Source organism: Massilia alkalitolerans DSM 17462 (genome assembly GCF_000427785.1).
Lineage (GTDB): Bacteria > Pseudomonadota > Gammaproteobacteria > Burkholderiales > Burkholderiaceae_D > Telluria > Telluria alkalitolerans.
This window is the reverse complement of record NZ_ATYR01000017.1, coordinates 42,360-67,861: the sequence shown is the minus strand read 5'-3', so window position 1 is coordinate 67,861 and position 25,502 is coordinate 42,360. Positions and strand designations below refer to the sequence as shown.

Annotated in this window: 19 protein-coding genes; 1 reads left to right on the top strand and 18 read right to left on the bottom strand. The window is 66.0% G+C overall.

Annotated elements, in window-relative coordinates:
* Positions 1–6: 6 nt before the first annotated feature.
* From YWC_RS0117525 to YWC_RS29880, 17 genes are all read right to left on the bottom strand, one after another.
* Positions 7–804, bottom strand: coding sequence for a TorF family putative porin (locus tag YWC_RS0117525; protein ID WP_036214901.1), 798 nt, complete (start codon positions 802–804; stop codon positions 7–9).
* Between the two features lie 177 nt (positions 805–981).
* Positions 982–2,424, bottom strand: coding sequence for a UdgX family uracil-DNA binding protein (locus tag YWC_RS29890; RefSeq protein WP_036214898.1), 1,443 nt, complete (start codon positions 2,422–2,424; stop codon positions 982–984).
* The gene (locus tag YWC_RS0117515) at positions 2,421–3,650 is read right to left on the bottom strand and encodes a putative DNA modification/repair radical SAM protein (protein ID WP_027866547.1); all 1,230 of its coding nucleotides are present in this window, start codon (positions 3,648–3,650) and stop codon (positions 2,421–2,423) included. The genes YWC_RS29890 and YWC_RS0117515 overlap by 4 nt, the downstream gene beginning before the upstream one ends.
* 320 nt (positions 3,651–3,970) lie before the next feature.
* Positions 3,971–6,733: a M16 family metallopeptidase gene (locus tag YWC_RS0117510; protein WP_027866546.1), complete on the bottom strand. Its 2,763-nt coding sequence runs from the start codon at positions 6,731–6,733 to the stop codon at positions 3,971–3,973.
* A 119-nt stretch (positions 6,734–6,852) separates the two neighbouring features.
* Positions 6,853–8,397 carry an SEL1-like repeat protein gene (locus YWC_RS0117505; RefSeq protein WP_027866545.1) on the bottom strand — a complete coding sequence of 515 codons (1,545 nt, stop codon included), beginning with the start codon at positions 8,395–8,397 and terminating at the stop codon, positions 6,853–6,855.
* Positions 8,398–8,406: 9 nt separating this feature from the next.
* On the bottom strand, positions 8,407–10,617 hold the full coding sequence (locus YWC_RS29885) for a putative bifunctional diguanylate cyclase/phosphodiesterase (protein WP_051306543.1): 2,211 nt from the start codon (positions 10,615–10,617) through the stop codon (positions 8,407–8,409).
* A gap of 25 nt (positions 10,618–10,642) precedes the next feature.
* Positions 10,643–12,811 (bottom strand): HDOD domain-containing protein, encoded by a 2,169-nt coding sequence (locus YWC_RS0117495; RefSeq protein ID WP_027866544.1) that lies wholly within the window; start codon positions 12,809–12,811, stop codon positions 10,643–10,645.
* A 302-nt stretch (positions 12,812–13,113) separates the two neighbouring features.
* Positions 13,114–14,403 (bottom strand): multidrug effflux MFS transporter, encoded by a 1,290-nt coding sequence (locus tag YWC_RS0117490; RefSeq protein WP_027866543.1) that lies wholly within the window; start codon positions 14,401–14,403, stop codon positions 13,114–13,116.
* A 7-nt stretch (positions 14,404–14,410) separates the two neighbouring features.
* Positions 14,411–15,616 (bottom strand): THUMP domain-containing class I SAM-dependent RNA methyltransferase, encoded by a 1,206-nt coding sequence (locus YWC_RS0117485; protein WP_371846400.1) that lies wholly within the window; start codon positions 15,614–15,616, stop codon positions 14,411–14,413.
* 202 nt (positions 15,617–15,818) lie between these two features.
* Positions 15,819–16,232 (bottom strand): CopD family protein, encoded by a 414-nt coding sequence (locus YWC_RS0117480; protein ID WP_027866541.1) that lies wholly within the window; start codon positions 16,230–16,232, stop codon positions 15,819–15,821.
* An 18-nt stretch (positions 16,233–16,250) separates the two neighbouring features.
* The gene (locus YWC_RS0117475) at positions 16,251–17,516 is read right to left on the bottom strand and encodes a glutamate-5-semialdehyde dehydrogenase (RefSeq protein WP_027866540.1); all 1,266 of its coding nucleotides are present in this window, start codon (positions 17,514–17,516) and stop codon (positions 16,251–16,253) included.
* Positions 17,517–17,648: 132 nt separating this feature from the next.
* Entirely contained in the window at positions 17,649–18,662 is a 1,014-nt protein-coding gene (gene holA, locus YWC_RS0117470; RefSeq protein WP_027866539.1) for a DNA polymerase III subunit delta, read from the bottom strand.
* Positions 18,663–18,679: 17 nt separating this feature from the next.
* Positions 18,680–19,186, bottom strand: a complete 507-nt coding sequence (locus YWC_RS0117465; RefSeq protein WP_027866538.1) for an LPS-assembly lipoprotein LptE — start codon at positions 19,184–19,186, stop codon at positions 18,680–18,682.
* Positions 19,187–19,189: 3 nt separating this feature from the next.
* On the bottom strand, positions 19,190–21,832 hold the full coding sequence (gene leuS / locus YWC_RS0117460) for a leucine--tRNA ligase (protein ID WP_027866537.1): 2,643 nt from the start codon (positions 21,830–21,832) through the stop codon (positions 19,190–19,192).
* 257 nt (positions 21,833–22,089) lie between these two features.
* Complete coding sequence (locus YWC_RS0117455) at positions 22,090–22,416, bottom strand: barstar family protein (RefSeq protein WP_027866536.1); 327 nt, start codon at positions 22,414–22,416, stop codon at positions 22,090–22,092.
* 2 nt (positions 22,417–22,418) lie between these two features.
* Positions 22,419–23,231, bottom strand: a complete 813-nt coding sequence (dapB, locus tag YWC_RS0117450) for a 4-hydroxy-tetrahydrodipicolinate reductase (protein WP_027866535.1) — start codon at positions 23,229–23,231, stop codon at positions 22,419–22,421.
* Positions 23,228–23,839: an outer membrane protein assembly factor BamE gene (locus YWC_RS29880; RefSeq protein ID WP_229413128.1), complete on the bottom strand. Its 612-nt coding sequence runs from the start codon at positions 23,837–23,839 to the stop codon at positions 23,228–23,230. Before YWC_RS29880 ends, dapB begins: the two co-directional genes overlap by 4 nt.
* Positions 23,840–23,917: 78 nt before the next feature.
* Here YWC_RS29880 and fur point away from each other — a divergent pair, with 78 nt between their 5' ends.
* Complete coding sequence (gene fur / locus YWC_RS0117440) at positions 23,918–24,346, top strand: ferric iron uptake transcriptional regulator (protein ID WP_027866534.1); 429 nt, start codon at positions 23,918–23,920, stop codon at positions 24,344–24,346.
* Positions 24,347–24,452: 106 nt separating this feature from the next.
* Here the strand turns inward: fur and hrcA are convergent, their stop codons facing one another.
* Positions 24,453–25,469, bottom strand: coding sequence for a heat-inducible transcriptional repressor HrcA (gene hrcA, locus YWC_RS0117435; RefSeq protein ID WP_027866533.1), 1,017 nt, complete (start codon positions 25,467–25,469; stop codon positions 24,453–24,455).
* Between the last annotated feature and the right edge of the window lie 33 nt (positions 25,470–25,502).

The following is a 25,502-nucleotide window of genomic DNA, read 5'->3' as shown; positions in this document are numbered from 1 at the left end:
TCGTTCTCAGAAGGTGCGGGCGACGCTCGCGGCGAACGTGTCCTTGGCGGGATTCGAATAGGCGACGGCGCCGTCGCCGCGCGGCACCCCTGTCGTGTAGCGGTGGTAGGCATCGGTGGCGCCCCATGCGCGGGTCCAGGCCGCGGCGATGCTCCAGCCGCCGTCGAAGGTCCTGGTGACACCCGCCTTTGCATCTCGCCAGTCCCAGATGGCATTGCCCTCGCCCGCCACGCGTCCGTCGCCGACGTGCAGGTTGAGCACGTAGCCGCCGCCCAGGTCATGATTCAGGCCGACGTCGAGGTAGCCGGTGCCGCGCGCGTTCGTGATGCCGAAGAAGTCGCGCGACACCGTGCGGTAGTACTTCGCGTAGAAGGATTGGTAGCCCAGGCCGGGCACGACTTCGGTGTAGTCGTATTTGGTGCCGGTGGCGCCGATGCGTGCTCCCGGATAGCGGTAGTGCATGAGGTTCAGGCTGACGCCCAGCGGCCCGAGCGTGCCGGCGTAGCCGCCGTACAGGTCCCATTCGACGCGGCCGCCCTCGATGAAGCGGTCGCTGACGGTCGAGGTCCAGGTGCCGAGCGACCAGCCGCTCGGGTGCGCATAGTCGATGCCCGCCTGCAGCGCGGGGCGGCCCCAGGTCTGGCGCATGCCGCGCGAGACGTATTGCGAGCTCAGGGTGACCGTGGTGGTGATCGGAAGCGCGGCCGATGGCGAAGCGCTGGCGGCGTCATCGCCGCCGGCCTGGGCGGGCATGGCCGCCACTACCAGGCAAGCCGGCAACAGCAGGGAAAAGGGGGAAGTCATGGTGGTCTCGTCGTTATCCGGCGAAGGCCCACATGAGGTCCTCCGCTCACTCAGCAATTAATGCCGTACGGAAATTCTACGAGAGATTGTGAATATTCACGAAAATGTGGCGTGTTCGATAACGGGATTTTTCACCCATCTGAGTCGCCGGCGCAACATTCGGTAAATCCGGTAGATTTACTCCGGCTTCGGCAGGTCGGGCCGCTCGAGCAGTTCCTGCGCCAGCTTCAGGCCCTTGACCATGACCGAAAAGGCTTCGTGCTTGGACGCTTCGTCCGGCACCCGCAGCACGTACGAGGGGTGGTAGATGGTCACCAGCCAGCAGCCGTCGATGCGGACCGGCTTGCCGAGGAAGTCCTTCAGCGCCACCGTACCCTTGCGCATCACGGACTTGAGCGCGGTCGCGCCCATGGCCACGATCACCTTCGGCTTGACGGCCGCCAGCTCCTTCTCCAGCCAGTAGTGGCAGGCCTCGATCTCGCGCTGGACCGGGGTCTTGTGCAGGCGGCGCTTGCCACGCGGCTCCCACTTGAAGTGCTTCACCGCGTTGGTGAGGTAGATGGCCTTGCGGTCGACCTCGGCCTGGGCGAACACCTGGTCGAGGAGTTTACCGGCCGGGCCGACGAAGGGCTTGCCGGCCAGGTCTTCCTGGTCGCCCGGCTGCTCGCCGACGATCATGATGGGCGAGCGCTTTGAACCTTCGCCGCCGACCGCCTGGGTGGCGTACTGCCACAGCTCGCAGCGCCGGCACTCGTCGAGTTTCGACGGCTGCTCGCGGTCGGGCTGCGCGGCTTCGGCGCTGATCGGGATGGTGGCGCCGCTCTTGCGGCCGACCGCCTCGACCTGCCCGATCTTGCGCGCCCCGAGTTCGGCCTGGCTCACCAGCGAAGGCACGATCGCGCCTTCCGGCAGGTTCTTCCAGAAGCGCGAGGGGATGTGGCTCTGCATCAGCTGGGCGTTGACGCGCGCCGGGTTGAAGATGCTGCGGTAATAGGTGAGCCAGAGCGCCTCGCCCGCGTCATCGAGCTCGGCGGCGCTCGACATGAGGGGCCCGGTATTGTGCAAGGTGTGGCCGTCCCACAGCACGCTGGCCTCGGGCGTGGCGATCATCCAGCTGACTTTGCCCATGCGGGCCACGAAGTGTTCGGCCACCTGGGGCAGCACGTCGTGGCGCGGCTCGAACCAGGCGACGAAGCGCGGGTCGCCGGCATCGAGCGGACGCTCGCGGAATCGGATGTAGGCATGCATGTCGTGCTCCTCGCGGCGCACCGCCTTGACCATGCCGTGCAGGCGGCTGCCGTCCGGATCGGCGGGCGACTGCACATCGTGCTCGCCATGCGTCCAGCGCCACAGCACGCGGTAGAGAAAAGCCCAGCGGTCGGGCGCGCGGAAGCAGGCGGCTTTCTGCAGCATCTCGAGCAAGGAGCGCGGCACATGCGGTGCTTGCATTGTGATGTCCGCATTATGCTGGGGTGGCGCCGGTGTCGGCGCACCCGAGAACAGGTCGCCACCTTCGGGCGCGCCCCAGTTGACCGCTTCGGGCGCCACACCGTCGCGCAACAAGGCGCGAGCGGCCGTACGCCACTCTCCGAAATCCGTCACCTGCGGCGCCTGGATCATGCCGCCTGCAGTTCCGGCCACAGGTTCATCTGCTCGGGTGCGTCGGCCAGGTGGCGCCGCAGGAGGTGGGAACTGGCCGCGCCTTGAACCGGCTTGTAGTCGGCCGTGACGATGAAGGGCGCCAGCTTCTTCATGCTGCAGCGCAGGCGCGACAGGTCTTCCCAGCGGATGCGGCGAATGCGGCGCAGCTCCACGATGCGCTTGGCGTTGCGGATGCCGATGCCGGGCACGCGCGCGATCATGGTCTCGTCGGCGCGGTTCAGGTCCATCGGGAAGTGCTCGCGGTTGGCGAGCGCCCAGCCCAGCTTGGGGTCGACGTCGAGCGCCAGGTTGCCGGATTGGGGCATCAGCTCGCCCGCGGTGAAGCCGTAGCCGCGCAGCAGGAAGTCGGCCTGGTACAGGCGGTGCTCGCGCAGCAGCGGCGGGGGCGCCAGCGGCACGCTCTTCGGGCTTTGCGGGATCGGGCTGAAGGCCGAGTAGTACACGCGTTTGAGCTTGTAGCTGCCGTAGAGCGTTTCGGCGGTGTTCAGGATGGTGTGGTCGTCGCTGGCGTCGGCGCCGACGATCATTTGCGTGCTCTGCCCGGCCGGCGCGAAGTTCGGCGCCTTCGGTTCCTCCGCCTTTTCGTCGAGCTTGCGGCGGATCGAGCCCATCGCCAGCTTGATGGTGTGGACGTTCTTTTCCGGCGCCAGGCGGGTCACGCTGTCGTGGGTCGGCAGCTCGATATTCACCGACAGGCGATCCGCCCAGCGCCCCGCCTCTTCGATGAGGAGCGGGTCGGCGTCGGGAATGGTCTTGAGGTGGATGTAGCCGCGGAACTTGTGCACTTCGCGCAGCTGGCGCGCCACCGCCACCAGCTGCTCCATGGTGTAGTCGGCCGACTGGATGATGCCCGAGCTCAGGAACAGGCCGTCGATGTAGTTGCGGACGTAGAAGTCATGGGTGAGCTTGACCACCTCTTCGACCGAAAAGCGCGCGCGCGGCACGTTGGAGCTGCGCCGGTTGATGCAGTACTGGCAGTCGTAGATGCAGAAGTTGGTGAGCAGGATCTTGAGCAGCGAAACGCAGCGGCCGTCCGGGGTGTAGCTGTGGCAGATGCCCATGCCGGTGGTGGCGCCGAAGCCGTCCTTGTCCTCGGACGAACGCTTGGGCGCGCCACTGCTGGCGCAGGACGCGTCGTATTTCGCGGCGTCGGCCAGGATTTCCAGTTTGTCCTTGAGTTCCATCGCATGCCTTGAACTGTATGGGCATACAGTATACTATCGCGCGCGTATGCACAGGGTCGATGGGGCCAAGTGTGCGTGCTTTGCGCCGGTTCAATGCTGGGACATGGGTGCAAGCAGGTGGGTCAGTACGCATGCGAATTGGGTTCCGGCCTTCGCCGGAACGACGGTTTTGAAGCTGGTGGAATTGAAGGAGCGCTAACTCCAGGGCCGCTCCCTTGGCACGTCATCCCGGCGAAGGCCGGGATCCAATTTCGCTGCGCAGAGATGGGCGTAAAAAAGCCCGGTTGAAAAACCGGGCTTCCCGTTACAGCGAGCTCAGGTCAACGAAGGGGCTTCCCATCCGCGTCGACAATCGTCACCTCGCCCCACCCCAGCGAACGCACGCCCGCCTCGATCTTGCGCAGGTCGCCGATCACCATCCACACCGCCTCGTCCGGCTTGATGAACTTGGACGATGCCGCCGCCAGCTGCTCCGGCTTGAGCGCGCGCACGTTCGACGCATACCTGGTCCAGTAGTCGTCCGCCAGGCCCAGGTTGACGGCGTCCAGCCCTGCCGCCTCGAGTGCGGCGAGGGTGGAGAAGCGGCCCGGCAGGCGCGAGCTCATGTTGCGCATGATGCTCTCGTACTCGGTGCCCACCAGTGGACGCTCGCCGGCCACGCCGCGCAGTTCCTTCTGCACCTCGCGCATCGCCTCGACCGTCTTGTCGGTCTGCACCGGCGCGATGATGTAGAACGGACGCTGGCCGCGCACGTCCGGCAGGCGGGCCTGGGTGCCGTAGCTCCAGTGCTTGTCCAGGCGCAGGTTGCGGTTCAGGCGCGAGGTCGCGATGCCGCCGAAGTTGGTCATCACCGGCTCCATCGCCAGGTCTTCCGGCTGGCCGTTGGCCTGCGAGACGTGGGTCGCGACAATGGTCGACTGCGGCGCGTCCGGCTTGTCCACCAGGATCAGGCGCTTGCCCCGGGTCGCCGGCACGGTGGCCATCTGCTTGGCCGGGGCGCTGCCCTGCTGCCACTTGCCGAAGCTCGCTTCCAGCGCCGGCAGCAGCTTGTCCATGGTGGTGTCGCCGGCGACGATGATGGTGGCGCTGCCCGGCTTGAACCAGGTGCCGTGCCATGCCATCAGGTCGTCGCGGGTAAGGCTTTGCACGCTGCCTTCGAAACCGGAAGCCGGCTTACCGTAGGCATGCTCAGGGCCGTACAGCAGCGACGGAATCAGGCGCAAGGCCAGGCTGTTCGGCTGGGCCTTTTCCTGGCCGATGGCGGCGATGCGGCGGCTCTTCGACAGCGCGAACTGGTCTTGCGGGAAGCTCGGGGTCAACGCGGCTTCGGCCATCAGGGCCAGCGAAGGCGCCAGGTTGGCGCTGGTCGCCTGCAGGCGCACCAGCGACTGGTCCTGGCTGGTGCCGGTGCTCAGGCGCGCGCCCAGGTTTTCCAGCGCGTCCGACAGCGCGAAGGCGTCACGCGATTTCGTGCCCTTGTCCAGCAGGTCCAGCGCCAGCGAAGCGGCGCCGGCCTTGGCCGCGGTGTCGGAAGCCGCGCCGGCATCGACCGCCAGCGAGACGTTGACGATCGGGGCGGTGTGACGGGCCAAGAGCACGACCTTCAGGCCGTTCTTCAGCTGGGCGCGCTGCAGCGCCGGGAAGGTGACGTCCGGCGCGTCGCCCAGGGCGGGCAGCTGTTTGCGGTCGAGGGTCGACTTGGTGGCGACCAGCTTGGCTGACGGCCGCACCGTCATGGTGTAGTGGTTGGCGCGCAGCCAGCGGTTGGCGGCAGTCTTGACGTCCGCCGGGGTGCTGGTGGCGAACAGCTCGAGGCGGTCGAGGTAGGCGTCCGGCTTGCCGCCGTAGGTCTGGCTTTCGGCCAGCACGTCGTTGCGGCCGCCCATGCCGCCCACGCGCTCCAGGCTGCGTGCGAAATCGGCCAAGTCGCGGGTCTTCACGCGCTTGAGTTCCGCTTCGCTCGGGCCTTTGTCGAGCAGCTCGGCCACCACGCGCTCCATCTCGCGCTCGACTTCCATCGGGTCGACGCCCGGCTTGACGGTGACCGACAGGTTGAAAGTGCCGCCCAGTTCCGCATCGTTCACGTAGGCCGAGACGCCGGTCGCCATGCCCTTCTCGTACACCAGGCGCTTGTCCAGGCGCGCGTTCTTGGAGCCGGCCAGCACGCCGGCCAGCAGGTTCAGGCGCTGGGTGTCGGCGTCCTTCCACGAGGAGGTATGCCAGCTGCGGTAGATGCGCACCTGCGGCACGTGGTCTTCCATCTCGTCGCGGATGTTGCGGTCCAGCTGGGGGATCCATTTCTCGGTACGCGGCAGCGGCGGGCCCGGCGGGATCGCGCCGAAGTACTTGTTCACCAGCTCATAGGCGCGTTCCGGGGTGATGTCGCCGGCCAGCGAGATCACCGCGTTGTTCGGGCCGTAGTAGGTGCGGTACCACTCCTTGATGTCCTCCAGCGAGGCGGCCTGCAGGTCTTCCATGTAGCCGATGGTCGACCACGAGTACGGGTGCGAGTACGGGTACATCTTGCTTGATATTTCCATGCGCACGCGGCCATACGGCTGGTTCTCGCCCTGGCGCTTCTCGTTCTGCACCACGCCACGCTCGCGCTCCAGCATCGCCTGCGAGATGTAGTTGCCCAGGAAGCCCATGCGGTCCGATTCCAGGAACAGGGTGCGCTCCAGCGCCGACACCGGCACGTCTTCGAAGAAGTTGGTGCGGTCGACGTTGGTGGTGCCGTTGCGGTTGTTCGCGCCCAGGTCGTCCATCGCCTCGCGGAAGCCGTGCGGGTAGTTCTCGGAACCGTTGAAGAAGAAGTGCTCGAACAAGTGGGCAAAGCCGGTCTTGCCGCGCTTCTCGTTGCGCGAACCGACGTGGTACCACATGTTCACGCCGACCACCGGCACGCTGTGGTCGGTGTGGACCAGCAGGGTCAGGCCGTTGGGCAGCACGAATTTCTTGTGATCGATGCTGTAGGCCTTGCGGTCGAAGACGGTTTGCTTGGCGTTGCTGGCGGGTGCGGCGTGGGAAGGCAGGGCTGCTGCGGCTGCGAGACCGAGCAGGATGGGCAGTGCGAGTTTTTTCATGGCGTCTCGTGGACAGTTGTTGTATGTATGCGTCCCGTCGAATCACGCGCCGGTTGGACGCGCGGTCGGCAGAGCCGACCACCCTACAGGAATCGCCGGGCTTGCGCCAGTGGGGAAACTCAGGAAGAAGCCTGCGCCTGCGCCAGCAGCTGCGGCTCCATGCGCGCCGCGATCTTCTTCAGGTAGCCTGACGCGGCGGCCACGCCGGCCCCGCCCGCCCGCTGCAGCCAGGCATAGGCCTCGACCAGGTCGCGCTGCACGCCCTGCCCCGCCGAGTACATCACGCCGAGGTTGAACTGGGCGCGCGCATGCCCCTGGCGCGCCGCGCACAGGTACCAGAAATGCGCCGCTTCATAATCGCGTTCGATGCCCTTGCCGCAGTCGTGGCGCAGGCCCAGCTCGAACTGCGCCAGCGCGTGGCCCTGGTCGGCGGCCTTGTGGAACCAGTCGGTGGCTTCGCTTGGGTCGGCATGCTCGGCGCGGTCCAGCAGCACGCCCACCATGTACTGGGCCGGCGCGTAATCCTGGGCAGCCGCGCGCCGGTACCACTCCAGCGCCTGTTGCTCGTCGCGCGCCACGCCCACCCCGCCCTCATAGCGCAGGCCGAGGTCGAACTGGGCGCGCAGGTGGCCCTGCTCGGCCGCCTTGCGGTACCAGTGGGCTGCCTGGGCGGGATCCTGCGGCACGCCGCTGCCGGCGTCGAACAGCTGGCCGAGGTGGTACTGGGCCGAGGGCATGCCCTGCTCGGCGGCCTGGCGGTACCAGTGGGCCGCCTGGCCCGGGTCAGGCTCGACGCCCTGCCCGTGCTCGTAGCGCACGCCGAGGTTGTCCTGGGCGCCGGCATGGCCCTGGCTTGCCGCGCGGCGGTACCAGTGCAGCGCCAGCGCTTCGTCGCGCGGCACGCCGTGGCCGCTGTCATAGATCAGGGCGAGATTGAACTGGGAACTGGCGTGACCCTGTTCGGCGGCGCGGCCGTACCACTGGATCGCCAGCGCGCTGTCCTGCTCGAGGTCCCGCCCCTTGTCGTAGCGCAGGCCGAGGTTGAACTGGGCCGGCGCGTAGCCTTGGCTTGCGGCCTTGCGGAACCAGTCGACCGACTGCGCCCCGCTGGAGCGCAGCGCGAGGCTGAACTGCGAGCGCGCATAGCCCTGTTCCGCGGCGCGGCGGTACCACTCGGTGGCGGCATCCTGGTCCTGGGGCACGCCCTTGCCGGTCTCGTACATCATGCCGAGGTTGTGCTGCGCGCCGGGTTCGCCCTGGCCGGCGGCCTGGCTGAACCAGTGCAGGGCCTGCTGCACGTCGCTCGGCACGCCCTGCCCTTTCGCATACAGCCAGCCCAGGTTGTATTGCGCCGGCGCATAACCCTGTTCGGCGGCGCGGCGGTACCAGTAGGCGGCCTGGCCGTAGTCCTGGCCGACGCCCTGGCCCTTCTGGTACATCACGCCGAGGTTGTACTGCGCCAGCTCGAGGTCCGCGCTGGCCGCCATGCGGTACCAGGCCACCGCCAGTTCGTAGTTCCGGGGCACGCCCTGGCCGCTCGCGTACATGAAGCCCAGGCTGTGCTGGGCGCTCGGCACGCCGCGCTCGGCCATGCCCTTCACACGCAGGAATTCCGCGGTGTGGCGACCTTCCACGTCGCCTGATTGGGCAGGGAAGTCGAGCATGGCGTCCGCTTACGCCTGCACTGCCCGCAGGCCGAACAGCGTCGGCTGGGTGCGCAGCGACTTGATGAATTCGCCCAGCGGGATCGGGCGGTAGTACAGGTAGCCCTGCATCGTCATGCAGCCGTTGGCGCGCAGGTAACGGGCCTGCTCCTCGGTCTCCACGCCTTCCGCGATCAGGTTCAGGCCCAGGCCGCGCGCGATCGAGATGATCGCCAGGATCACCGGATAGTGGCCGCCCTCTTCGTGGATCTCCTTGACGAAGGACTGGTCGATCTTCACGGTGTGGATCGGGAAGCGGTGCAGGTAGGAGAGCGACGAATAGCCGGTGCCGAAATCGTCGATCGCCACCGACACGCCGAGCTGGCACAGTTTATTCAGCTGCTCGATCGCGTACTGCGGGTTGCGGATGCAGATGTTTTCGGTGATCTCGACTTCGATCTGGCCCGGCGCGATCCCGTAGCGCACCAGCGCGTTGCGCATCTTCTCGAAGAAGTCGCCGCGGTCGAGGTATTGCGGCGACAGGTTGAGCGACAGGCGCACGTGGTCGCTGCCCGAGGCGTTCCACTGCAGCATGTCGCGGCACAGCGCGCCGATCATCCAGTCCGAGATCGGCAGCATCAGGCCGTTCTCTTCCGCAAACGGCAGGAACTCGCCGGCCGACAGCACGCCGCGGGTCGGGTGGTTCCAGCGCATCAGCGCCTCGGCGCCGACGATGCGGCCGGTGAGCGCGTCGATCTGCGGCTGGTAGTACATCTCCAGCTCGTCCTGCTCGAGCGCGCGGCGCAGGGCCTGCTCGAGGGCGATCTTCTGGTGCGAGATGTCCAGCATCGAGGTGTGGTAGAAGCTGTGGCCGTTCTTGCCCTGGGCCTTGACCTGGTACATGGCGATGTCGGCGTGGCGCAGCAGCTCGTCGATCGATTCGCCGTCGGTCGGGTAGATGGCGATGCCGATCGATGCCGAGATGTGCACTTCGTGGCCGTCCAGGTCGAACGGTTCCTGCAGGACCTCGAGGAACTTGTCGGCGACCATGCGCGCGTCGTCGCGGTCGCGCAGCTCCGGCAGCACGATGGTGAATTCGTCGCCGCCCTGGCGCGCCAGCGTGTCGCCCTTGCGCAGGCAGCCCTTCAGGCGGGTGGCGGCCTGCTGCAGCAGCTCGTCGCCCTTCACGTGGCCGAGGGTGTCGTTGACCAGCTTGAAGCGGTCCAGGTCGATGAACATCACCGCCAGCTCGGTCTTCTTGCGCTTGGCCTGGATCACGGCCAGCCCGAGGCGATCCTTGAACAGGATGCGGTTCGGCAGGTCGGTCAGGATGTCGTGGTAGGCCTGGTAGGAGATGACTTCTTCGGCGCGCTTGCGGTCGGTGATGTCGCGCGCCACGCCGTAGGTGCCGAAGAATTCGAGCTTCTTCACTTCCTGGTCGGGCACGTGCATGCCGATCGCGTTCAGCGAAATCGTCATCAGGGTGTTGTTGAAGGTGCGCTCGTGGCCGTTGCCGCCGCTGCCGCCGCCGTTCCTGCACTTCAGGCGCAGCTCGACGTTGCGCGAGGCGCGCTCGTCGACGCGGCGCTCGTTGAAGACGTAGCGCGCGCGCTCCAGGTCCTCCTCGTGCACCAGCAGCGAATAGTGCTTGCCGAGCAGCTCGTCGCGCGAATAGCCGAGCAGCTGGTAGGCGCGGTCGTTCACGAAGGTGAAGCGGCCTTCGTGGTTCAGCGTGTAGATGATGTCCGGCGAGGAGTCCACCAGGTAGCGGTACATCTTCTCGGAAGCGTCCAGCTGGGTGGCCATGCGCTGGTTCTCGAGCGCGAGGCGGCGGCCCTTGAGGGCATTGGCGACCGTGGCCAGCAGTTCTTCGCGCGCGTATGGCTTGCGCAGGTAGTCGTAGGCGCCGCGCTTGAGCGCGCCGATCGCCGCATCGATGCCGACCTCGCCGCTCATCACGATCACGTCGGCGTCGATGCCCTTCTGGTTGATGAAGTCCATGATCTCGTGGCCGCCGATGTCCGGCAGGCGCAGGTCGAGCAGGACCAGGTCGAAGCGCAGGCGCGACAAATGGGCCAGCGCTTCGCCGCCCGAGGCCGCGGTGGTGAGCTGGTAGCCGCGGTCGCGCAGCAGCTCGTACAGCGAGGACAGCAGGCGCGGTTCATCGTCGACCAGCAGCAGGCGTGGCTGGCTGTCGGTCTCGAGCGTTGGGGAATACGGGGCCGGTTCGCCGGAAAACATGGCGTTGTGCGCGTTGATCATGATGTTATGCGGAGCCGATCGCGCGGGCCGGCAGCGCCACGGGGCTACCAAGACCCGTGCTGGCGGCGGCGCCGGACCACGCCGGCAAGAGGATTTCGAATGCGGTGCCGTTGCGGCCGCTGCGGCAGCCGATGTGGCCGCCCAGCTTCTTGACCAGGCTGTGCACGATCGACAGGCCCAGGCCATGGTGGGCGCCGTCCTTGGTGCTCTTCACCGGCGAGAACAGATGGGCCAGCACGTCGCGCGACAGGCCGGGGCCGTTGTCGCTGACGACCAGTTCCAGGTAGAGCTGGCGCTCGCGGTTCACGTGGCCGCGGTTGACGATCTCCACGCGCCCGCCGTTCGTGCCGAGGGCCTCGATGGCGTTCTTCACCAGGTTCACCAGGATCTGCTTGAGCACGTCGGCGTCGCCCTCGATGCGGGTCGCTTCCTCGTGCATGGTGACGACGATGTCGACCGTGGCCGGGACGAAGCCGGTGCTGCGGAACAGGCGCTGCACCTCGTCCACCACCTTGGCGACGTCGGTCGGGCGCGGGCCGGTGTCGACCGGCTTGAGCTCGGCCAGGCTGCTGACCAATTGGCCGACGCGGTCGATCTCTTCGTTCAGGATCGACATCTCGGTGCTCACCGGCTCCTGGCGCGCCAGCTTGCTGTCGAGGACACTCAGGTAGTTCTTGATGATCGACAGCGGGTTATTCACTTCGTGGACCACGCGGCGCGAGGCCTCGCGGTATTCCTCGGCCACGTGGGCCAGCTGGCGCCTCGCGTGGCCGCGTTCGGACAGCATGTTCTCCAGCGCGGTGGCGGCCTGCGCCCCGAAAGACTGCATGAAGCGCTCGCGGCGCTGGCAGTACGGGACCTGCCAGGCCGCGATGCCGCCGATCAGCACGCCCAGGCAGCGCGCGCCGGCGACCAGCGGCACGCACACCAGGCTGTCGGTGCCGAGCATGCGCAGCAGCTGTTCCTCGGCCAGGCCGAGGCTGTCGCCATCGCGCCCGATGAAGGCCGGACGGCGCTCCAGCGCGCTCTTGGCGATGGCGCCGCCTTTCGCGAGCGGCACGGCGAATTCGGCGATGCGCTGGCTGCCCTGGGTGGGCGCGCCGACCAGGGCGTGGCCGGTCGGGTTCTCCAGCAGGACCACGGCATTGCCGAAGTCGAACAGGATGCGCGCCGAGCGCGTCATCGCTTCCAGCAGGCCGGATTCTCCCTGCTGGCGCGCGAAGCTCTGGCCGACTTCCGAGACCAGCACCATGTTGCGCACTTCTTCGGACAGGCGCTGCTGCACCGGATCCAGCGCGGGCGGCGCATAGGCCGGCGGCGCCGGGACGTCGTCGGCGCCCTCCAGGTCGATGCCCAGGTGGGCGGCGGCCTTCTCGACCTGGCGCGCGGCGCCGGCCAGCATCTGGCCGGCCTGTTCATCGTCGATGCCGCACAGGGCAGCGGCTTCGCGCACCATGGCGTCGTCGCCGGCATGGCTGGACAGCACGTGGGCCAGGCGCACGATGCGGATCAAGGGGTGGGCCGACTCCAGGCGCTCGCTCGGCTCGTGGTGGTACAGCACGGCGTCGGCCAGGAAGGAGTCGAGCTGCCAGCGTTCGATCAGCCAGGCGCCGGCTTCGGCGTGGGTGATCTGCAGGGTGCGCTGCTCGACGGCGCACAGGTCCTCGTCGTCGCGCGCGCTGAAGTTGTAGGCGTATTCCTTGGGGGCCGTGGCCAGGAGGGCCAGGCGGCCGACGTTGTGCAGCAGGCCGGCCAGGTAGGCTTCTTCCAGGTGCGGGTACTCGACGGCGCGTGCGATGTCCTTCGCAATGACGGCCGTGCTCAGCGAATTCTTCCAGAAGGCGCGCAGGTCGGTGCTGCCCGAATGCGGGAAATTATTAAAGGTCTGGAACACCGAGTCGCTGATCACCAGCGTCTTGATCATGTCGGTGCCGAGGGCGACCAGGGACTGCTCGAGGTTGACGTTGCGGTGGTGCCGCTGGTAGGCCGAGCTGTTGGCCACGGCCAGCAATTTGCCGGTCATGCCGGCGTCCTTCGAGATCAGGGCGGCCAGCTCCGGCATGCCGAGGTCGTCGGCCTGCAGGTGTTCGATGAGACGCACGAGGATCTGCGGCATGGCCGGCAGACGGGCAATCAACAGTCGATTGCGGATATCCTGATCCGAAGCTTGCATGGTCTCCAACGCGGCCGCGTGTCGAAGGTTGTCCGAGGCAGCCCGGATAGGGTTGCCACAAAGTCTTTCTGTTTGATCTACTGAACAGAACAATGTTTAAACGTTTGTTCTGGGCACGAAAAACTTATCTTAGCATATAGACATTTCTGATCGGGAACAATACTTTCTGTAAAAAGTGTTGTCGAGATGTCGCTCTAAAGTGAGAGGCGCAAGAAAGCTATTTCGGCATCAATGGAAGATTATTTCATATATGCATGCATATATGAAATTTTATTTCACGATGATCGGTCCAGTGAACCCGATCACGGCATCGGGTGCCCGTCGCGGATCTTCTGGCGCCGGTAGTGGCGCGCCGTGGCCCACAGGCCGATCGACAGCAGCGTGAAGCCGGCCTGCCCGAGCGCCAGCGACAACACCGAATGCGACAGCATCGGCGAAATCACGCCCGCCACGATCGCACCCGCCAGGGTGGTCATGAAGGACTGGCACGAGGCCACGGTGCCGCGGATGTGCGGGAACATATCGAGCGCCATCAGGGTGGCGCCCGGCGCGATGATCGAGCTGCCGAAGGTGAAGAAGAACATGTGCGCCACGCTCCAGGGCAGCGAGGGCGGCAGGAAGCTGTGGTAGGTCACGTTGAAGGCGACCGCGCCCAGCATGAAGAAGAAGCCGATACGGATCTGGCGCGCGAAGCCCAGCTTGCCGGCCATGCGGTTGGCCGCCAGCGCGCCCAGGAAGATGCCGCTCACGGTCGGCACGAACAGCCAGGCGAACTGCGAAGGCCCCAGGCCGAGGTGCTCGGGCAGCATCACCGGCGCCGACGCGATGTACAGGAACAGGCCGGCGAAATTCAGCGCCACCACGCCCGACTTCATGTGGAACAGGAAGGAGCTGAAGATGGCGCCGTAGCTCTGCGCCAGGAAGCGCGGATTGAAGGGCTGGCGCTTTTCCTTCGGCACGGTCTCGGGCAGGTGCTTCCAGCAGAACCAGCCCAGGATGACGGTGTAGGCGCACAGCGCCAGGAAGATCGCGCGCCAGTCGGCCAGGGTCACGATCCAGCCGCCCAGCACCGGCGCGATGGCCGGTGCGATCGAGAAGATCATGGTCACCATCGACAGCAGGCGCGCCGCCTCGGCATCCGAATACAGGTCGCGGATGATGGCGCGTCCCACCACCACGCCCGCCCCCGCCGACACGCCCTGCATGATGCGGAACACCCACAGGTAGTGCACCGAACTGGCCGCCGCGCAGCCGAAAGTGCCGATCGCGAACACGACCAGCGCGCACAGGACCACGTTGCGCCGCCCGAAGGCGTCCGACAGCGCGCCATGCCACAGCACCATGCCGGCGAAGGCCAGCATGTAGGCGGTGAGCGTCTGCTGCACTTCCAGCGCCGAGGCGTTCAGCTCGGAACGGATCTGCGGGAAGGCCGGCAGGTAGGCGTCGATCGAGAACGGCCCCAGCATCGACATCGCCGCCAGCAGCGTCGCCAGGCCGCCGGCGCTGAGCATGGCGATCTTGTGGGGCGCGGGCAGCGGAACCGGGGTGACCGGATCCTTGGGCAAGTCGTCGGGTTCGGTCGGCGGCAGCATGGAGGGCTTATTGCTCCTGTTTCGGTTTGGCTTCTTCGCGGCGGTTGAAACCGGCCACCATGTCGAAGCGGAACAGGCGGCATTCGAGCGCGCCGTTGAAGAACGGGGTCTTGCGCGATTCCTTCAGGCGCAGCAGCTTGGGCAGCCCGAGGTCCGCCGTGAACAGGAAGGCGGTCCAGCCCGCGAAACGCTGCTTCAGCGTGGTGCCGAGCGCGGAATAGAAGGAGACCGCCATCTCGTCCTGCGGCACCGTGGAATCGCCGCGCACGCCGATCCGCTCGCCGTACGGCGGGTTGGTCAGCAGGATGCCCGGCTCGATTGTGGGCGGCGATACGTGCTGCGCTTCGATCTGCTTGAGCGGCACGTCGAACAGGATGCCGGCGATCTTCAGGTTATGGCGAGTCATTGCGACCATGTCGCCCGAGATGTCGGAACCGAAGATGGTCGGCTCGCTCGGGAGCGGGTTCGGCTTGATCTCGGCTTTCAATGCCGCCCAGGCCTCGCGGTCGAAGTCGGCGAATTTCTCGAAGGCGAAGCGGCGCCTGCTGCCTGCCGGGATGCCCTGCACCATCTGGGCCGCTTCAACCAGGATGGTGCCGGAGCCGCACATCGGGTCGAACAGCGGAATGCCCGGCTTCCAGCCGGCCACGCGCAGCATGCCGGCGGCCAGGTTCTCGCGCAGCGGCGCGTCGCCGGTCTCTTCACGCCAGCCGCGCTTGAACAGCGCTTCGCCCGAGGTGTCGAGGTAGATGATGAAATTGCGCTGGTCGAGGAAGCCGACGATGCGCATGTCCGGCTCGCGGGTGTTCACCGAGGGACGCTTGTTGAACTGGTCGCGGAAGCGGTCGCAGACGGCGTCCTTGATCTTCAGCGTGGTGAACTCGAGGCTCTTCAGCGGGGATTTCACCGCGGTGACGTCGACGCGGATGGTGTGGTTGACGCCGAACCAGTCTTCCCAGGGCTGCTCGAGCACCAGGTCATAGATGTCGTTCTCGTTGTTGTAGCTGCGCTGGCCCATGCGCATCAGGACGCGCGAGGCGATGCGCGAGTGCAGGTTGATGCGGTAGGCGTCCACCAGCGAACCGGAGCAGTGCACGCCGCCCGGCACCTGGTTGTGCACCCGCATCGTGGTGCTTTGCAGGGCGATTTCACCCAGTTCTTCGGCAAGCGCCGCTTCCATGCCGCGCGGGCATGGGCAAAAATATGAGGCCATGAGGGGTACCCTTTGTCCGTTAATAAAACTTGAAACGTGTTAGCGGTATCAGTACTGCTAACCTTGAGACCGTCGCAATCTAATTGCACCGTTAGCCTGAAGACCGTCGTTCCGGCGAAGGCCGGAACCCAATTTGACGTTCGTGGCGGACCCGCGAACTTGGATCCCGGCCTTCGCCGGGATGACGTTCTAGAGCTAACTCTTAGAACGGTTTGACGACTACCAAAATCACAATCGCAAGCAACAGCAGCACCGGCACTTCATTGAAATACCGGTACCACTTATGGCTGCGCACATTCGCCCCGCGCTCGAATTTCTTGAGCAGCGAGCCGCAGGCGTGATGGTAGCCGATCGTCAGGATCACGAGCGCCAGTTTCGCATGCAGCCAGCCGCCCCGGATGCCGTAGCCCAGCCACAGCCAGATGCCCAGCACCAGGGCCGGCACCATCAGGATCGTGGTGAAGCGGTACAGCCGGCGCCCCATGCCCAGCAGGCGCTCGAGCGCTGCCGGATTGGTTTCCTGGGCCAGGTTCACGAAAATGCGCGGCAGGTAGAACAGCCCGGCGAACCAGGAGGCGATGAAGACGATGTGCAGGGCCTTGATCCAGAGGTACATGCGTTTCCTTTTGGCTTGTTATTGACGCACTTCGCCGTGCCCGAACACGACGTACTTGAGCGAGGTAAGTCCCTCCAATCCGACCGGCCCGCGCGCATGCAGCTTGTCGTTCGAGATGCCGATCTCCGCGCCCAGGCCGTATTCGAAGCCGTCCGCGAAACGGGTCGAGGCATTCACCATCACCGAGGCCGAATCCACCTCGCGCAGGAAGCGCAGCGCGGCGCTGTAGTCTTCGGTGATGATCGATTCGGTGTGCTTCGACGACCAGGTGTTGATGTGGTCGATCGCGCCGTCCAGCCCTTCCACCACCCGGATCGACAGGATCGGCGCCAGGTATTCGGTGCTCCAGTCCTGCTCGGTCGCATGCGCCAGCCAGGGGTAGCCCGCCAGGATCGCATGGGCTTCCGCGTCCGCCCGCAGCTCGACCTCCTTGGTCCTGTAGAGCTCCGCCAGCTGCGGCAGCACGGCCGGGGCGATCACGCGTGCCACCAGCAGGGTTTCCATCGTGTTGCAGGTGCCGTAGCGGTGGCACTTGGCGTTGAAGGCGACCGGCAGCGCCTTGGCGATGTCGGCCCTGTCGTCGATGTAAACGTGGCAGATGCCGTCCAGGTGCTTGATCATCGGGACGGTGGATTCCTCCATCAGGCGCGCGATCAGCCCTTTGCCGCCGCGCGGGACGATCACGTCCACGTACTGCGGCATGGTGATCAATGCGCCGACGGCGGCGCGGTCGGTGGTGTCGACCACCTGCACCGCGTCCAGCGGCAGGCCGGCGCCCTGCAGGCCCTCGCTCACCAGCCTGGCCAGCGCGCGGTTGCAGTGGATCGCTTCCGAGCCGCCGCGCAGGATGGCCGCGTTGCCGCTCTTGATGCACAGGCCGGCCGCATCCACCGTCACGTTCGGGCGCGCCTCGTAGATGATGCCGATGACGCCCAGCGGTACGCGCATCTGGCCGACCTGGATGCCGCTCGGACGCGACTTCATGTTGGTGATCTCGCCGACCGGGTCGGGCAGCGTGACGATCTGGCGCAGGCCCTCGACCATGGTCTTGATGGCGCCCTCGGTCAGCGCCAGGCGGTCGAGCAAGGCCGGTTCCAGGCCGCCCGCGCGGGCCGCCTCCATGTCCTGCTGGTTGGCGGCACGCAGCACGTCCGCGTCGCGCTCGATGGCGTCGGCGATCAGGAGCAGCGCGCGGTTGCGGGTGGCGCCGTCGGCACGCGCCATGGCGCGCGAAGCGGCACGGGCCTTGCGGCCCATGGAGTGCATGTGTTCGGTGATGTCCATCGTGTAGCCCGTGTTGCGGTTTTCGTAGGGTGGGCAGGTCCCCTGCCCACGCGTTCAAATCACATTCGAGAAATAACAGCAGCCGAGTAATTCACGCGCCGGTTGAACGCGTGGGCGGGGGACCCGCCCACGCTACCGAGCTACACGTAGAGCCAGCTGCAGCATGGCATCCCACGCGTCCCCGGCAAACGCCTTCGCGCGCAGGCCCTTGACCATCCGGTCCACCTGCGCCGCCTCCTGCAGCGCCGCTTCCAGCGTGGCGAGGGACACGCGCCGCAGCGCCGGTTCCATCATGCGCTCGCGCGGACCCCAGATGCGGTATTCCTTCAGCAGCGCGCCCAGCGGGCGGCCCTGCGCCATCCCGGATTTCAATTTTAGCAGCGTGCGGATTTCTTCACTGACGGCCCACAAAACCAGCGGCAGCGCCTCGCCCTCGCCCTTCAGGCCGTCGAGCATGCGCGCCAGGCGCGCCGGGTCGCCCGCCAGCATGGCTTCGGACAGCTTGAACACGTCGTAGCGCGCCACGTTGAGCACGGCGTCGTGCACCTGTTCGAAGCTCAGCTTGCCCGGCTCGTACAACAGGCCGAGCTTCTGGATTTCCTGGTGCGCCGCCAGCAGGTTGCCCTCGACGCGGTCGGCGATGAAGTCCAGGCTCTGGCGCTCCGCACTCTGCCCCTGGCCGGACAAGCGCATGCCGATCCAGCCCGGCAGCTGGGCGCGCTCCACGTTCGGAATCTCGATGTACACCGCCGCCGCCTGCAGCGCCGCTACCCACGAGGCCTTGGCGGTCTGCCAGTCCAGCTTCGGCAGGGTGATCAGGGTGAGGTTGTCGGGGCCGAGGTCCTTGGCGTAAGCCTGCAGGGCGGCGCTGCCGTCCTTGCCCGGCTTGCCGCTCGGGATGCGCAGCTCGATCAGCTTCTTGTCGCCGAACAGGGACATGGCCTGGTTCGCGGCCAGCAGTTCGCCCCACTTGAAGTTGCGCTCGACCGTGAGCACGTCGCGCTCGGTAAAACCTTGCGCGCGGGCGGTCTTGCGAATACGGTCGGCCGCTTCCAGCGCGAGCAGGTGCTCGTCACTGGTGATCACGTACAAGGGCGCCAGGCCCTTGGCCAGGTGGCCCTCGAGGGCCTCAGGCCGCAGCTGCATGCTTCAGTCTCAACTCGTCAGACAGGTTTGATCGCGGCCAGGCGGCGCAGGATCTGCTGCACCAGGTCGGCCTGCATGTCGCGGTACAGCAGCTGCTCTTCCGATTCCTTGGCCAGCACCTGCGATTCGTCGAAGGCGATGTTGCGGCGCAGGGTGATCTCGGTCGGGCCGAGCAGCTCCTTGTTGTTCGCATCGCGCACGCGGAACACCAGGGTGTAGCTCAGCGAGTACTCGCGCACCCGGCCCAGGCTGTTCAGCGACAGGATAGCCTTGCCGCGCGACTCGGACAGCACGTCGAACAGCGCCTGCGCCTTGGAGGCGTCGGTCTCGACGCGCACCGAGTCGCCCGCGCGCAGGTTGCGCTTGAGTTCCGTGCCCAGCGGCGAGGTCTCGGGGAAAGCCAGGTAGATGCTCTGGAAGGGCATGTTGTACTGGCCGGTCGAGCCGCGCAGCTGGAAGCCGCAACCGGCGAGGCTTGCGGCCACCAGGACCGCTGCCAGCGTGCGCACCACGGTTTTTTTCATCGATTACACCACGATGTTGATGAGTTTGCCCGGCACCACGATGACCTTCTTCGGCGTGCCTTCGATGAACTTGCTGACCGATTCCTCGGCCAGCGCAGCGGCTTCGATGCTCGCCTTGTCGGCATCCTTCGGCACCTTGACCGAACCGCGCAGCTTGCCGTTCACCTGGATCATCAGTTCGATCTCCGACTGCTCCAGCGCGGCCGGGTCGACTTGCGGCCACTGCACGTTGAGGATGTCGCCATAGACGGCGGCATAGCCCAGTTCCTGCCACAGGCCGTGCGTGATGTGCGGCGCCACCGGGTTCAGCAGGCGCAGGAAGATCGAGAAGCCTTCGGCGATCACCGCATCCGATGCGACGCCCTCGGCCAGCTTGCTGGACTCCAGGGTGTTGAGCATCTTCATGCAGGCCGACACCACGGTGTTGTACTGGATGCGCTTCAGGTCGTAGTCGGCCTGCTGCAGCACCTTGTGCACCTCGCGGCGCAGGGTCTTCTGAGCGTCGTCGAGCGAACCTTGCTGCTGGCCCTTCAGGGCATTGGCGATGCGCTCGCGCTGCGCGTAGCCGTAGGCCCAGACGCGGCGCAGGAAGCGGCTCGCGCCTTCCACGCCGCTGTTCGACCACTCCAGGGTCTGCTCCGGCGGCGAGGCGAACATGGTGAACAGGCGCGCGGTGTCGGCGCCGTATTGCTCGATCTGCGCCTGCGGGTCGATGCCGTTGTTCTTCGACTTCGACATCTTCTCGGTGCCGCCGATCTCTACCGGCTGCCCATCCGCCTTCAGGACCGCGCTCTGCGGGCGGCCCTTGTCGTCAAAGGTCAGCTCGACGTCGGCCGGGTTGTACCAGGTCTTCTTGCTCGATGCGTCTTCGCGGTAGTAGGTCTCGTTCAGCACCATGCCCTGGGTCAGCAGGTTAACGAAGGGCTCGTCGAATTTCAGCAGGCCGAAGTCGCGCATCACCTTGGTCCAGAAGCGCGCGTACAGCAGGTGCATGACGGCGTGCTCGATGCCGCCGATGTACTGGTCCATCGGCATCCAGTAGTCGTTGCGCTCGTCGACCATCTTGTCGTTGGAGCCCGGCGAGGTATAGCGCATGTAGTACCAGGACGAGTCGATGAAGGTATCCATCGTGTCGGTCTCGCGACGCGCCGGCTTGCCGCACTTCGGGCAATCGCACTTCAGGAAGGCTTCGTCCTTGTTGAGCGGGTTGCCGGTGCCGTCCGGGACCAGGTGTTCCGGCAGCACGACCGGCAGGTCCTGCTCGGGAACCGGCACCGCGCCGCAGTCGCCGCAGTGGATCATCGGGATCGGCGTGCCCCAGTAGCGCTGGCGCGAGATGCCCCAGTCGCGCAGGCGGAAGGTGACCTTCTTGTCGCCCAGGCCTTGCGCCGCCAGGTCGCCCGCCACCGCGTTGACGGCGGCGATGTAGTCGAGGCCGTCGTACTTGCCCGAGTTGATGGTGCGGCCGGCTTCCTTGTCGCCGTACCACTCCTGCCAGCCGTCCAGCGAGAACTCCTGGCCTTCGACCGCGACCACCTGCTTGATCGGCAGATTGTATTTGGTGGCGAAGCCGAAGTCGCGCTCGTCGTGGCCCGGCACGCCCATCACGGCGCCGTCGCCGTAGGTCATCAGGACGTAGTTGCCGACCCAGACCGGCAGCTGCTCGCCCGTCACCGGGTGGGTCACGGTGAGACCGGTCGGCATGCCCTTCTTCTCCATCGTCGCCATGTCGGCTTCGATGACGGAACCCAGCTTGCACTCGGCGATGAAGGCCTGCAGTTCCGGGTTGTTCTTCGCGGCGTGCTGGGCCAGCGGGTGCTCGGCCGCCACGGCGCAGAAGGTCACGCCCATGATGGTGTCGGCGCGGGTGGTGAAGACGTACAGCTTGCCCTCGTTGATGAGCTCACCCGATTCGTCCTTGATCTGGTGCGGGAAGGCGAAGCGCACGCCGGTCGACTTGCCGATCCAGTTGGCCTGCATGATGCGCACGCGCTCCGGCCAGCCCGGCAGCTTGTTGTCCACGTAGTCCAGCAGCTCGTCCGCGTACTCGGTGATGCGCACGTAGTACATCGGGATCTCGCGCTTCTCGATCAGCGCGCCCGAGCGCCAGCCGCGGCCGTCCACCACCTGTTCGTTGGCCAGCACGGTCTGGTCCACCGGGTCCCAGTTCACGGTGCCGGTCTTCTGGTAGATGATGCCCTTCTCGAGCATCTTGAGGAACATCCACTGGTTCCACTTGTAGTATTCCGGCTTGCAGGCGGTCATCTCGCGCGACCAGTCGATGGCCAGGCCCATCGATTCCATCTGCCCGCGCATGTGGGCGATGTTCGAATAAGTCCATTCGGCCGGCGGCACGTTGTTCGCCATCGCCGCGTTCTCGGCTGGCATGCCGAAGGCGTCCCAGCCCATCGGCATCAGGACGTTGTAGCCGTTCATCCGCAGGTAGCGGTACATCACGTCATTGATCGTATAGTTGCGCACGTGACCCATGTGCAGCTTGCCCGACGGATAAGGCAGCATCGAGCAGGCGTAATACTTGCCTTTTGGGAAACGCGGGTCGTTCTCGACGGCCTTGTAGGCGTCGATCGACTTCCAGTAGGCCTGGGCGGCCTGTTCGACTTCAGCTGGACTATATTTTTCTTGCATGATTTCTTGCAGACGTGGAGGGTGGAACAGAACATTATACTGTTTCATTTTGCACTGCGGCGAAAGGCGGTGGACCAGGCGTAAGTAGCGCCTGCGGCGATGTCTTTATGACCACAGAATGAAAAACCGTCATTCCCGCGAAGGCGGGAATCCAAGTTCGTCGCATCGCGTTGACCTAGGCATAGGCCACGGGAATGCAAACAAAATTGGATTCCGGCCTTCGCCGGAATGACGGTCTTAAAGCCGCGGGCTAAGGTTTAGCGCAGCACCAGCTCCAGCGCCGGCTTCTCGCCGTAGTCCTCGTAGCGCTCGTTGATGCCGCCCACGCAGAAGGCGATTTCGTCCAGCAGGTCCGGCACGGCCGCCTTCATCTTGTCGGCATCCGCGATGACGATTTCCAGCACCTCGTTCGGCTTGAGCCGGAACTTGGTCATGTTCTCTTCGTCGCGCAGGTAGCTCAGGCAGTCGACCCAGGCGTCGATGCTGTCGGCATAGGACGCGGGAAAGCCGAAGGCGCGCCGGGATTCCTGATGGAAGGAGGCCTCGTCGACGATGGCCGCGCCGTTCAGTTCCGCGACGGCCATGGTCACCCCTTCAGGCCCAGCACGTCGTCCATGCCGAACAGGCCGTTCGGCTTGCCCGCCAGGAAGCGTGCGGCGCGGACGGCGCCATGGGCGTAGGTGACGCGGCTGCTCGACTTGTGGCTGATCTCGATGCGCTCGCCGGTGCCGAGGAACATGACGGTATGGTCGCCCACCACGTCGCCGCCGCGCACGGTGGCAAAGCCGATGGTCGACGGATCGCGCTCGCCGGTCACGCCTTCGCGCCCGTAGACGGCGCATTCCTTCAGGTCGCGACCAAGCGCGTCGGCGATGACTTCGCCCATCTTGAGGGCGGTGCCGCTCGGCGCATCGACCTTGTGGCGGTGGTGCGCCTCGACGATCTCGATGTCGTAGCCTTCGCTGAAGCTCTTCGCCGCCATCTCCAGCAGCTTGAGCGTGACGTTCACGCCCACGCTCATGTTCGGGGCGAACACGATGCCGACCTTCTCGCCGGCAGCACGGATCGCCGCCTTGCCGGCATCGTCGAAGCCGGTGGTGCCGATCACCAGCTGCACGCCGTTGGCCGCGCAGTATTCCAGGTGGCGCAGCGTGCCTTCGGGACGGGTGAAGTCGATCAGCACGTTGGCGTTCTTCAGCGCGCCGGCGAGGTCGGACTGGATGATCACGCCGGTCAGCTGGCCGGCGAAGGCGCCGGCGTCCATGCCGATCGAGGGCGAACCCACGACGTCGAGCGCACCTGCCAGCTCGGCGTCCGGCGCGGCCTGGATGGCTTCGACCAGCATGCGGCCCATGCGGCCGCTGGCGCCGGCGACGGCGATTTTCAACTTGGCGGTCATGGCTGTACCACCGGGGCGCCGCCGACCTTGGGCGCTTCCATCGGGCGCGATTCAGGCTTGGCCTTGGTGCTCACCTTGGACGGGCCGGCGATGCGGTCGATGTATTCGCGCTCGGTCGGCAGGTTGCCGCCTTCGAAGCGCTCGACCTTGTCGTCCTTGAAGAAGACGGTGACGCGGCTGGTGGTCAGCTCGCCGTTGCCGCGCGCGAGGTAGAACGGGTAGTCCCAGCGGTCCTGGTGGAAGACGTCGTTCAGCAGCGGGGTACCGAGGAGGAAGCGCACCTGGTCGCGGGTCTGGCCGACCTTCAGCTGGTCCAGCATCTCCTGCGAGACGAAGTTACCCTGCTGGATGTCCGGGCGGTAGGGCGAGAACACCCACATGAATTTCTGCAGCTTGGTGGCCTGGACGGTCTGGGCGCCGGCATTCGCGGCGGCGGCCGACTTCTGTGCGTCCGCGGCGACAGCCGCCGGGTCCGTGCTCACCGGCGGCGCAGGACGCGTCTGGTTGCGCCAGGCGGCGCAGCCGGACAGCATCAGCGTGCATGCGAGGCCGGCCACGACGACTGCCCGGCTTGAGAATCGGTGGAGAACGGCTGGTTTGACGCGCATAGGTAACCTCAAAACGTTTGAGCGGGAGCTCCAAAACGCTATATCATAAAGCACTCCGCCAAACTACGAGCAACAAACATGAGTAACAACCCCACCGACCTGAAGGCCAGCGGCCTGAAGGCAACGCTGCCACGCCTGAAAATCCTGGAAATCTTCCAGAACAGCTCCGTTCGGCACCTGACGGCGGAAGATGTCTACAAAATCCTCCTCGCCGACAACATGGACGTGGGCCTGGCCACCGTGTACCGCGTGCTGACCCAGTTCGAACAGGCCGGCCTGCTGAACCGCAACCACTTCGAGACCGGCAAGGCCATCTACGAGCTGAATGCCGGTTCGCACCACGACCACCTCGTCTGCCTCGACTGCGGCCACGTGGAAGAGTTCTACGACGAAGAAATCGAAGCGCGCCAGCACAAGATCGCGGTCGAACGTGGCTTCAAGATCGCCGAGCACTCGCTGGCGATCTACGGCAATTGCGTGAAGCCGGCCTGCCCGCACCGCCACTGATTCAGGTAGGGGTGTAAAAAGCGGCCAGGGCAAGGCGCCGAGTCGAAGACAGTACGGTTAGTACGGCGAGACGAGGCAACGCAGCCATGGCCGCTTTTTTACACCCCTACGACTGGCTCAGGGCGTTCGACAGCAGCTTGGCCGTAATGTCCACGATCGGGATCACGCGCTCGTAGGCCATGCGCGTCGGCCCGATCACCCCCAGGGTGCCGACGATGCGTCCATTGACCTCGTAGGGCGCCGTCACCACGCTCATCTCGTCCATCGGCACCAGCTTGGATTCGCCGCCGATGAAGATCTGCACCCCGCCGGCTTTGCTCGACACCTCGAGCAGCTGCATCAGGCCGGTCTTCTGCTCGAACATCTCGAACATCTGGCGCAGGGACGACATGTTGGACGACAGGTCCGACACCGACAGCAGGTTGCGTTCGCCCGCGATCACCATGCCGTCGCCCTCGGCCATCGCCTCGCTGCCCGCCTCCACCGCCACCTGCATCAGCTTGCCCATGTCGTCGCGCAGCTGGCGCAGTTCGCCGCTCAGGCGCGCGCGCACCTGGTCGAAGGTGAGGCCCGCATAGTTCTGGTTCAGGTAATTGGCCGACTGGGTCAGCTGGCCCGGCGTGTAGTCGACGTCGGTGTGCAGGAGGCGGTTCTGGACGTCGCCGCGCGGATCGACGATGACCAGGAGGATGCGCTTTTCGGACAGGCGCAGGAATTCGATCTGCTGGAACACCGACTCGCGCCGCGGGCTTTGCACCACGCCGGCGAACTGCGACAGCGAGGACAGCATCTGGGCCGCGTTGGCGATGATCTTCTGGGGCTGCTGGCTCGGGAAGCGCATGTTCTGGGCGGCGGCAGCCTGCTCGTCGATGTGCTGCACGGTGAGCAGGGTGTCGACGAACAGCCGGTAGCCGCGCGGGGTCGGGATGCGGCCGGCCGAGGTATGCGGACTGGCGACGTAGCCCATTTCCTCGAGGTCGGCCATGATGTTGCGGATCGTGGCCGGCGACAGGTCGAGGCCGGAAATCTTCGACAGCGCACGCGAACCGACAGGCTGGCCGTCGGCGATGTAGCGCTCGACGAGGGCTTTGAGCAGGGTCTGGGCGCGGGGTTCGAGTTGCATGCTCTTATTATGCACGCGATAGCGGGCGGGGCG

Bases quoted from the DNA above. Each gene is read 5' to 3' on its own strand.
- YWC_RS0117495 (WP_027866544.1), bottom strand. From the start codon at position 12,811: ATGCAAGCTTCGGATCAGGATATCCGCAATCGACTGTTGATTGCCCGT.
- YWC_RS29885 (WP_051306543.1), bottom strand. From the start codon at position 10,617: ATGTTTTCCGGCGAACCGGCCCCGTATTCCCCAACGCTCGAGACCGAC.
- YWC_RS0117515 (WP_027866547.1), bottom strand. From the start codon at position 3,650: ATGGAACTCAAGGACAAACTGGAAATCCTGGCCGACGCCGCGAAATAC.
- dapB (WP_027866535.1), bottom strand. From the start codon at position 23,231: ATGACCGCCAAGTTGAAAATCGCCGTCGCCGGCGCCAGCGGCCGCATG.
- YWC_RS0117505 (WP_027866545.1), bottom strand. From the start codon at position 8,397: ATGCTCGACTTCCCTGCCCAATCAGGCGACGTGGAAGGTCGCCACACC.
- hrcA (WP_027866533.1), bottom strand. From the start codon at position 25,469: ATGCAACTCGAACCCCGCGCCCAGACCCTGCTCAAAGCCCTCGTCGAG.
- YWC_RS0117465 (WP_027866538.1), bottom strand. From the start codon at position 19,186: ATGAAAAAAACCGTGGTGCGCACGCTGGCAGCGGTCCTGGTGGCCGCA.
- YWC_RS0117490 (WP_027866543.1), bottom strand. From the start codon at position 14,403: ATGCTGCCGCCGACCGAACCCGACGACTTGCCCAAGGATCCGGTCACC.
- fur (WP_027866534.1), top strand. From the start codon at position 23,918: ATGAGTAACAACCCCACCGACCTGAAGGCCAGCGGCCTGAAGGCAACG.
- YWC_RS29890 (WP_036214898.1), bottom strand. From the start codon at position 2,424: ATGATCCAGGCGCCGCAGGTGACGGATTTCGGAGAGTGGCGTACGGCC.
- YWC_RS0117485 (WP_371846400.1), bottom strand. From the start codon at position 15,616: ATGGCCTCATATTTTTGCCCATGCCCGCGCGGCATGGAAGCGGCGCTT.
- YWC_RS0117480 (WP_027866541.1), bottom strand. From the start codon at position 16,232: ATGTACCTCTGGATCAAGGCCCTGCACATCGTCTTCATCGCCTCCTGG.
- YWC_RS0117525 (WP_036214901.1), bottom strand. From the start codon at position 804: ATGACTTCCCCCTTTTCCCTGCTGTTGCCGGCTTGCCTGGTAGTGGCG.
- YWC_RS0117455 (WP_027866536.1), bottom strand. From the start codon at position 22,416: ATGGCCGTCGCGGAACTGAACGGCGCGGCCATCGTCGACGAGGCCTCC.
- leuS (WP_027866537.1), bottom strand. From the start codon at position 21,832: ATGCAAGAAAAATATAGTCCAGCTGAAGTCGAACAGGCCGCCCAGGCC.
- YWC_RS0117510 (WP_027866546.1), bottom strand. From the start codon at position 6,733: ATGAAAAAACTCGCACTGCCCATCCTGCTCGGTCTCGCAGCCGCAGCA.
- holA (WP_027866539.1), bottom strand. From the start codon at position 18,662: ATGCAGCTGCGGCCTGAGGCCCTCGAGGGCCACCTGGCCAAGGGCCTG.
- YWC_RS29880 (WP_229413128.1), bottom strand. From the start codon at position 23,839: ATGCGCGTCAAACCAGCCGTTCTCCACCGATTCTCAAGCCGGGCAGTC.
- YWC_RS0117475 (WP_027866540.1), bottom strand. From the start codon at position 17,516: ATGGACATCACCGAACACATGCACTCCATGGGCCGCAAGGCCCGTGCC.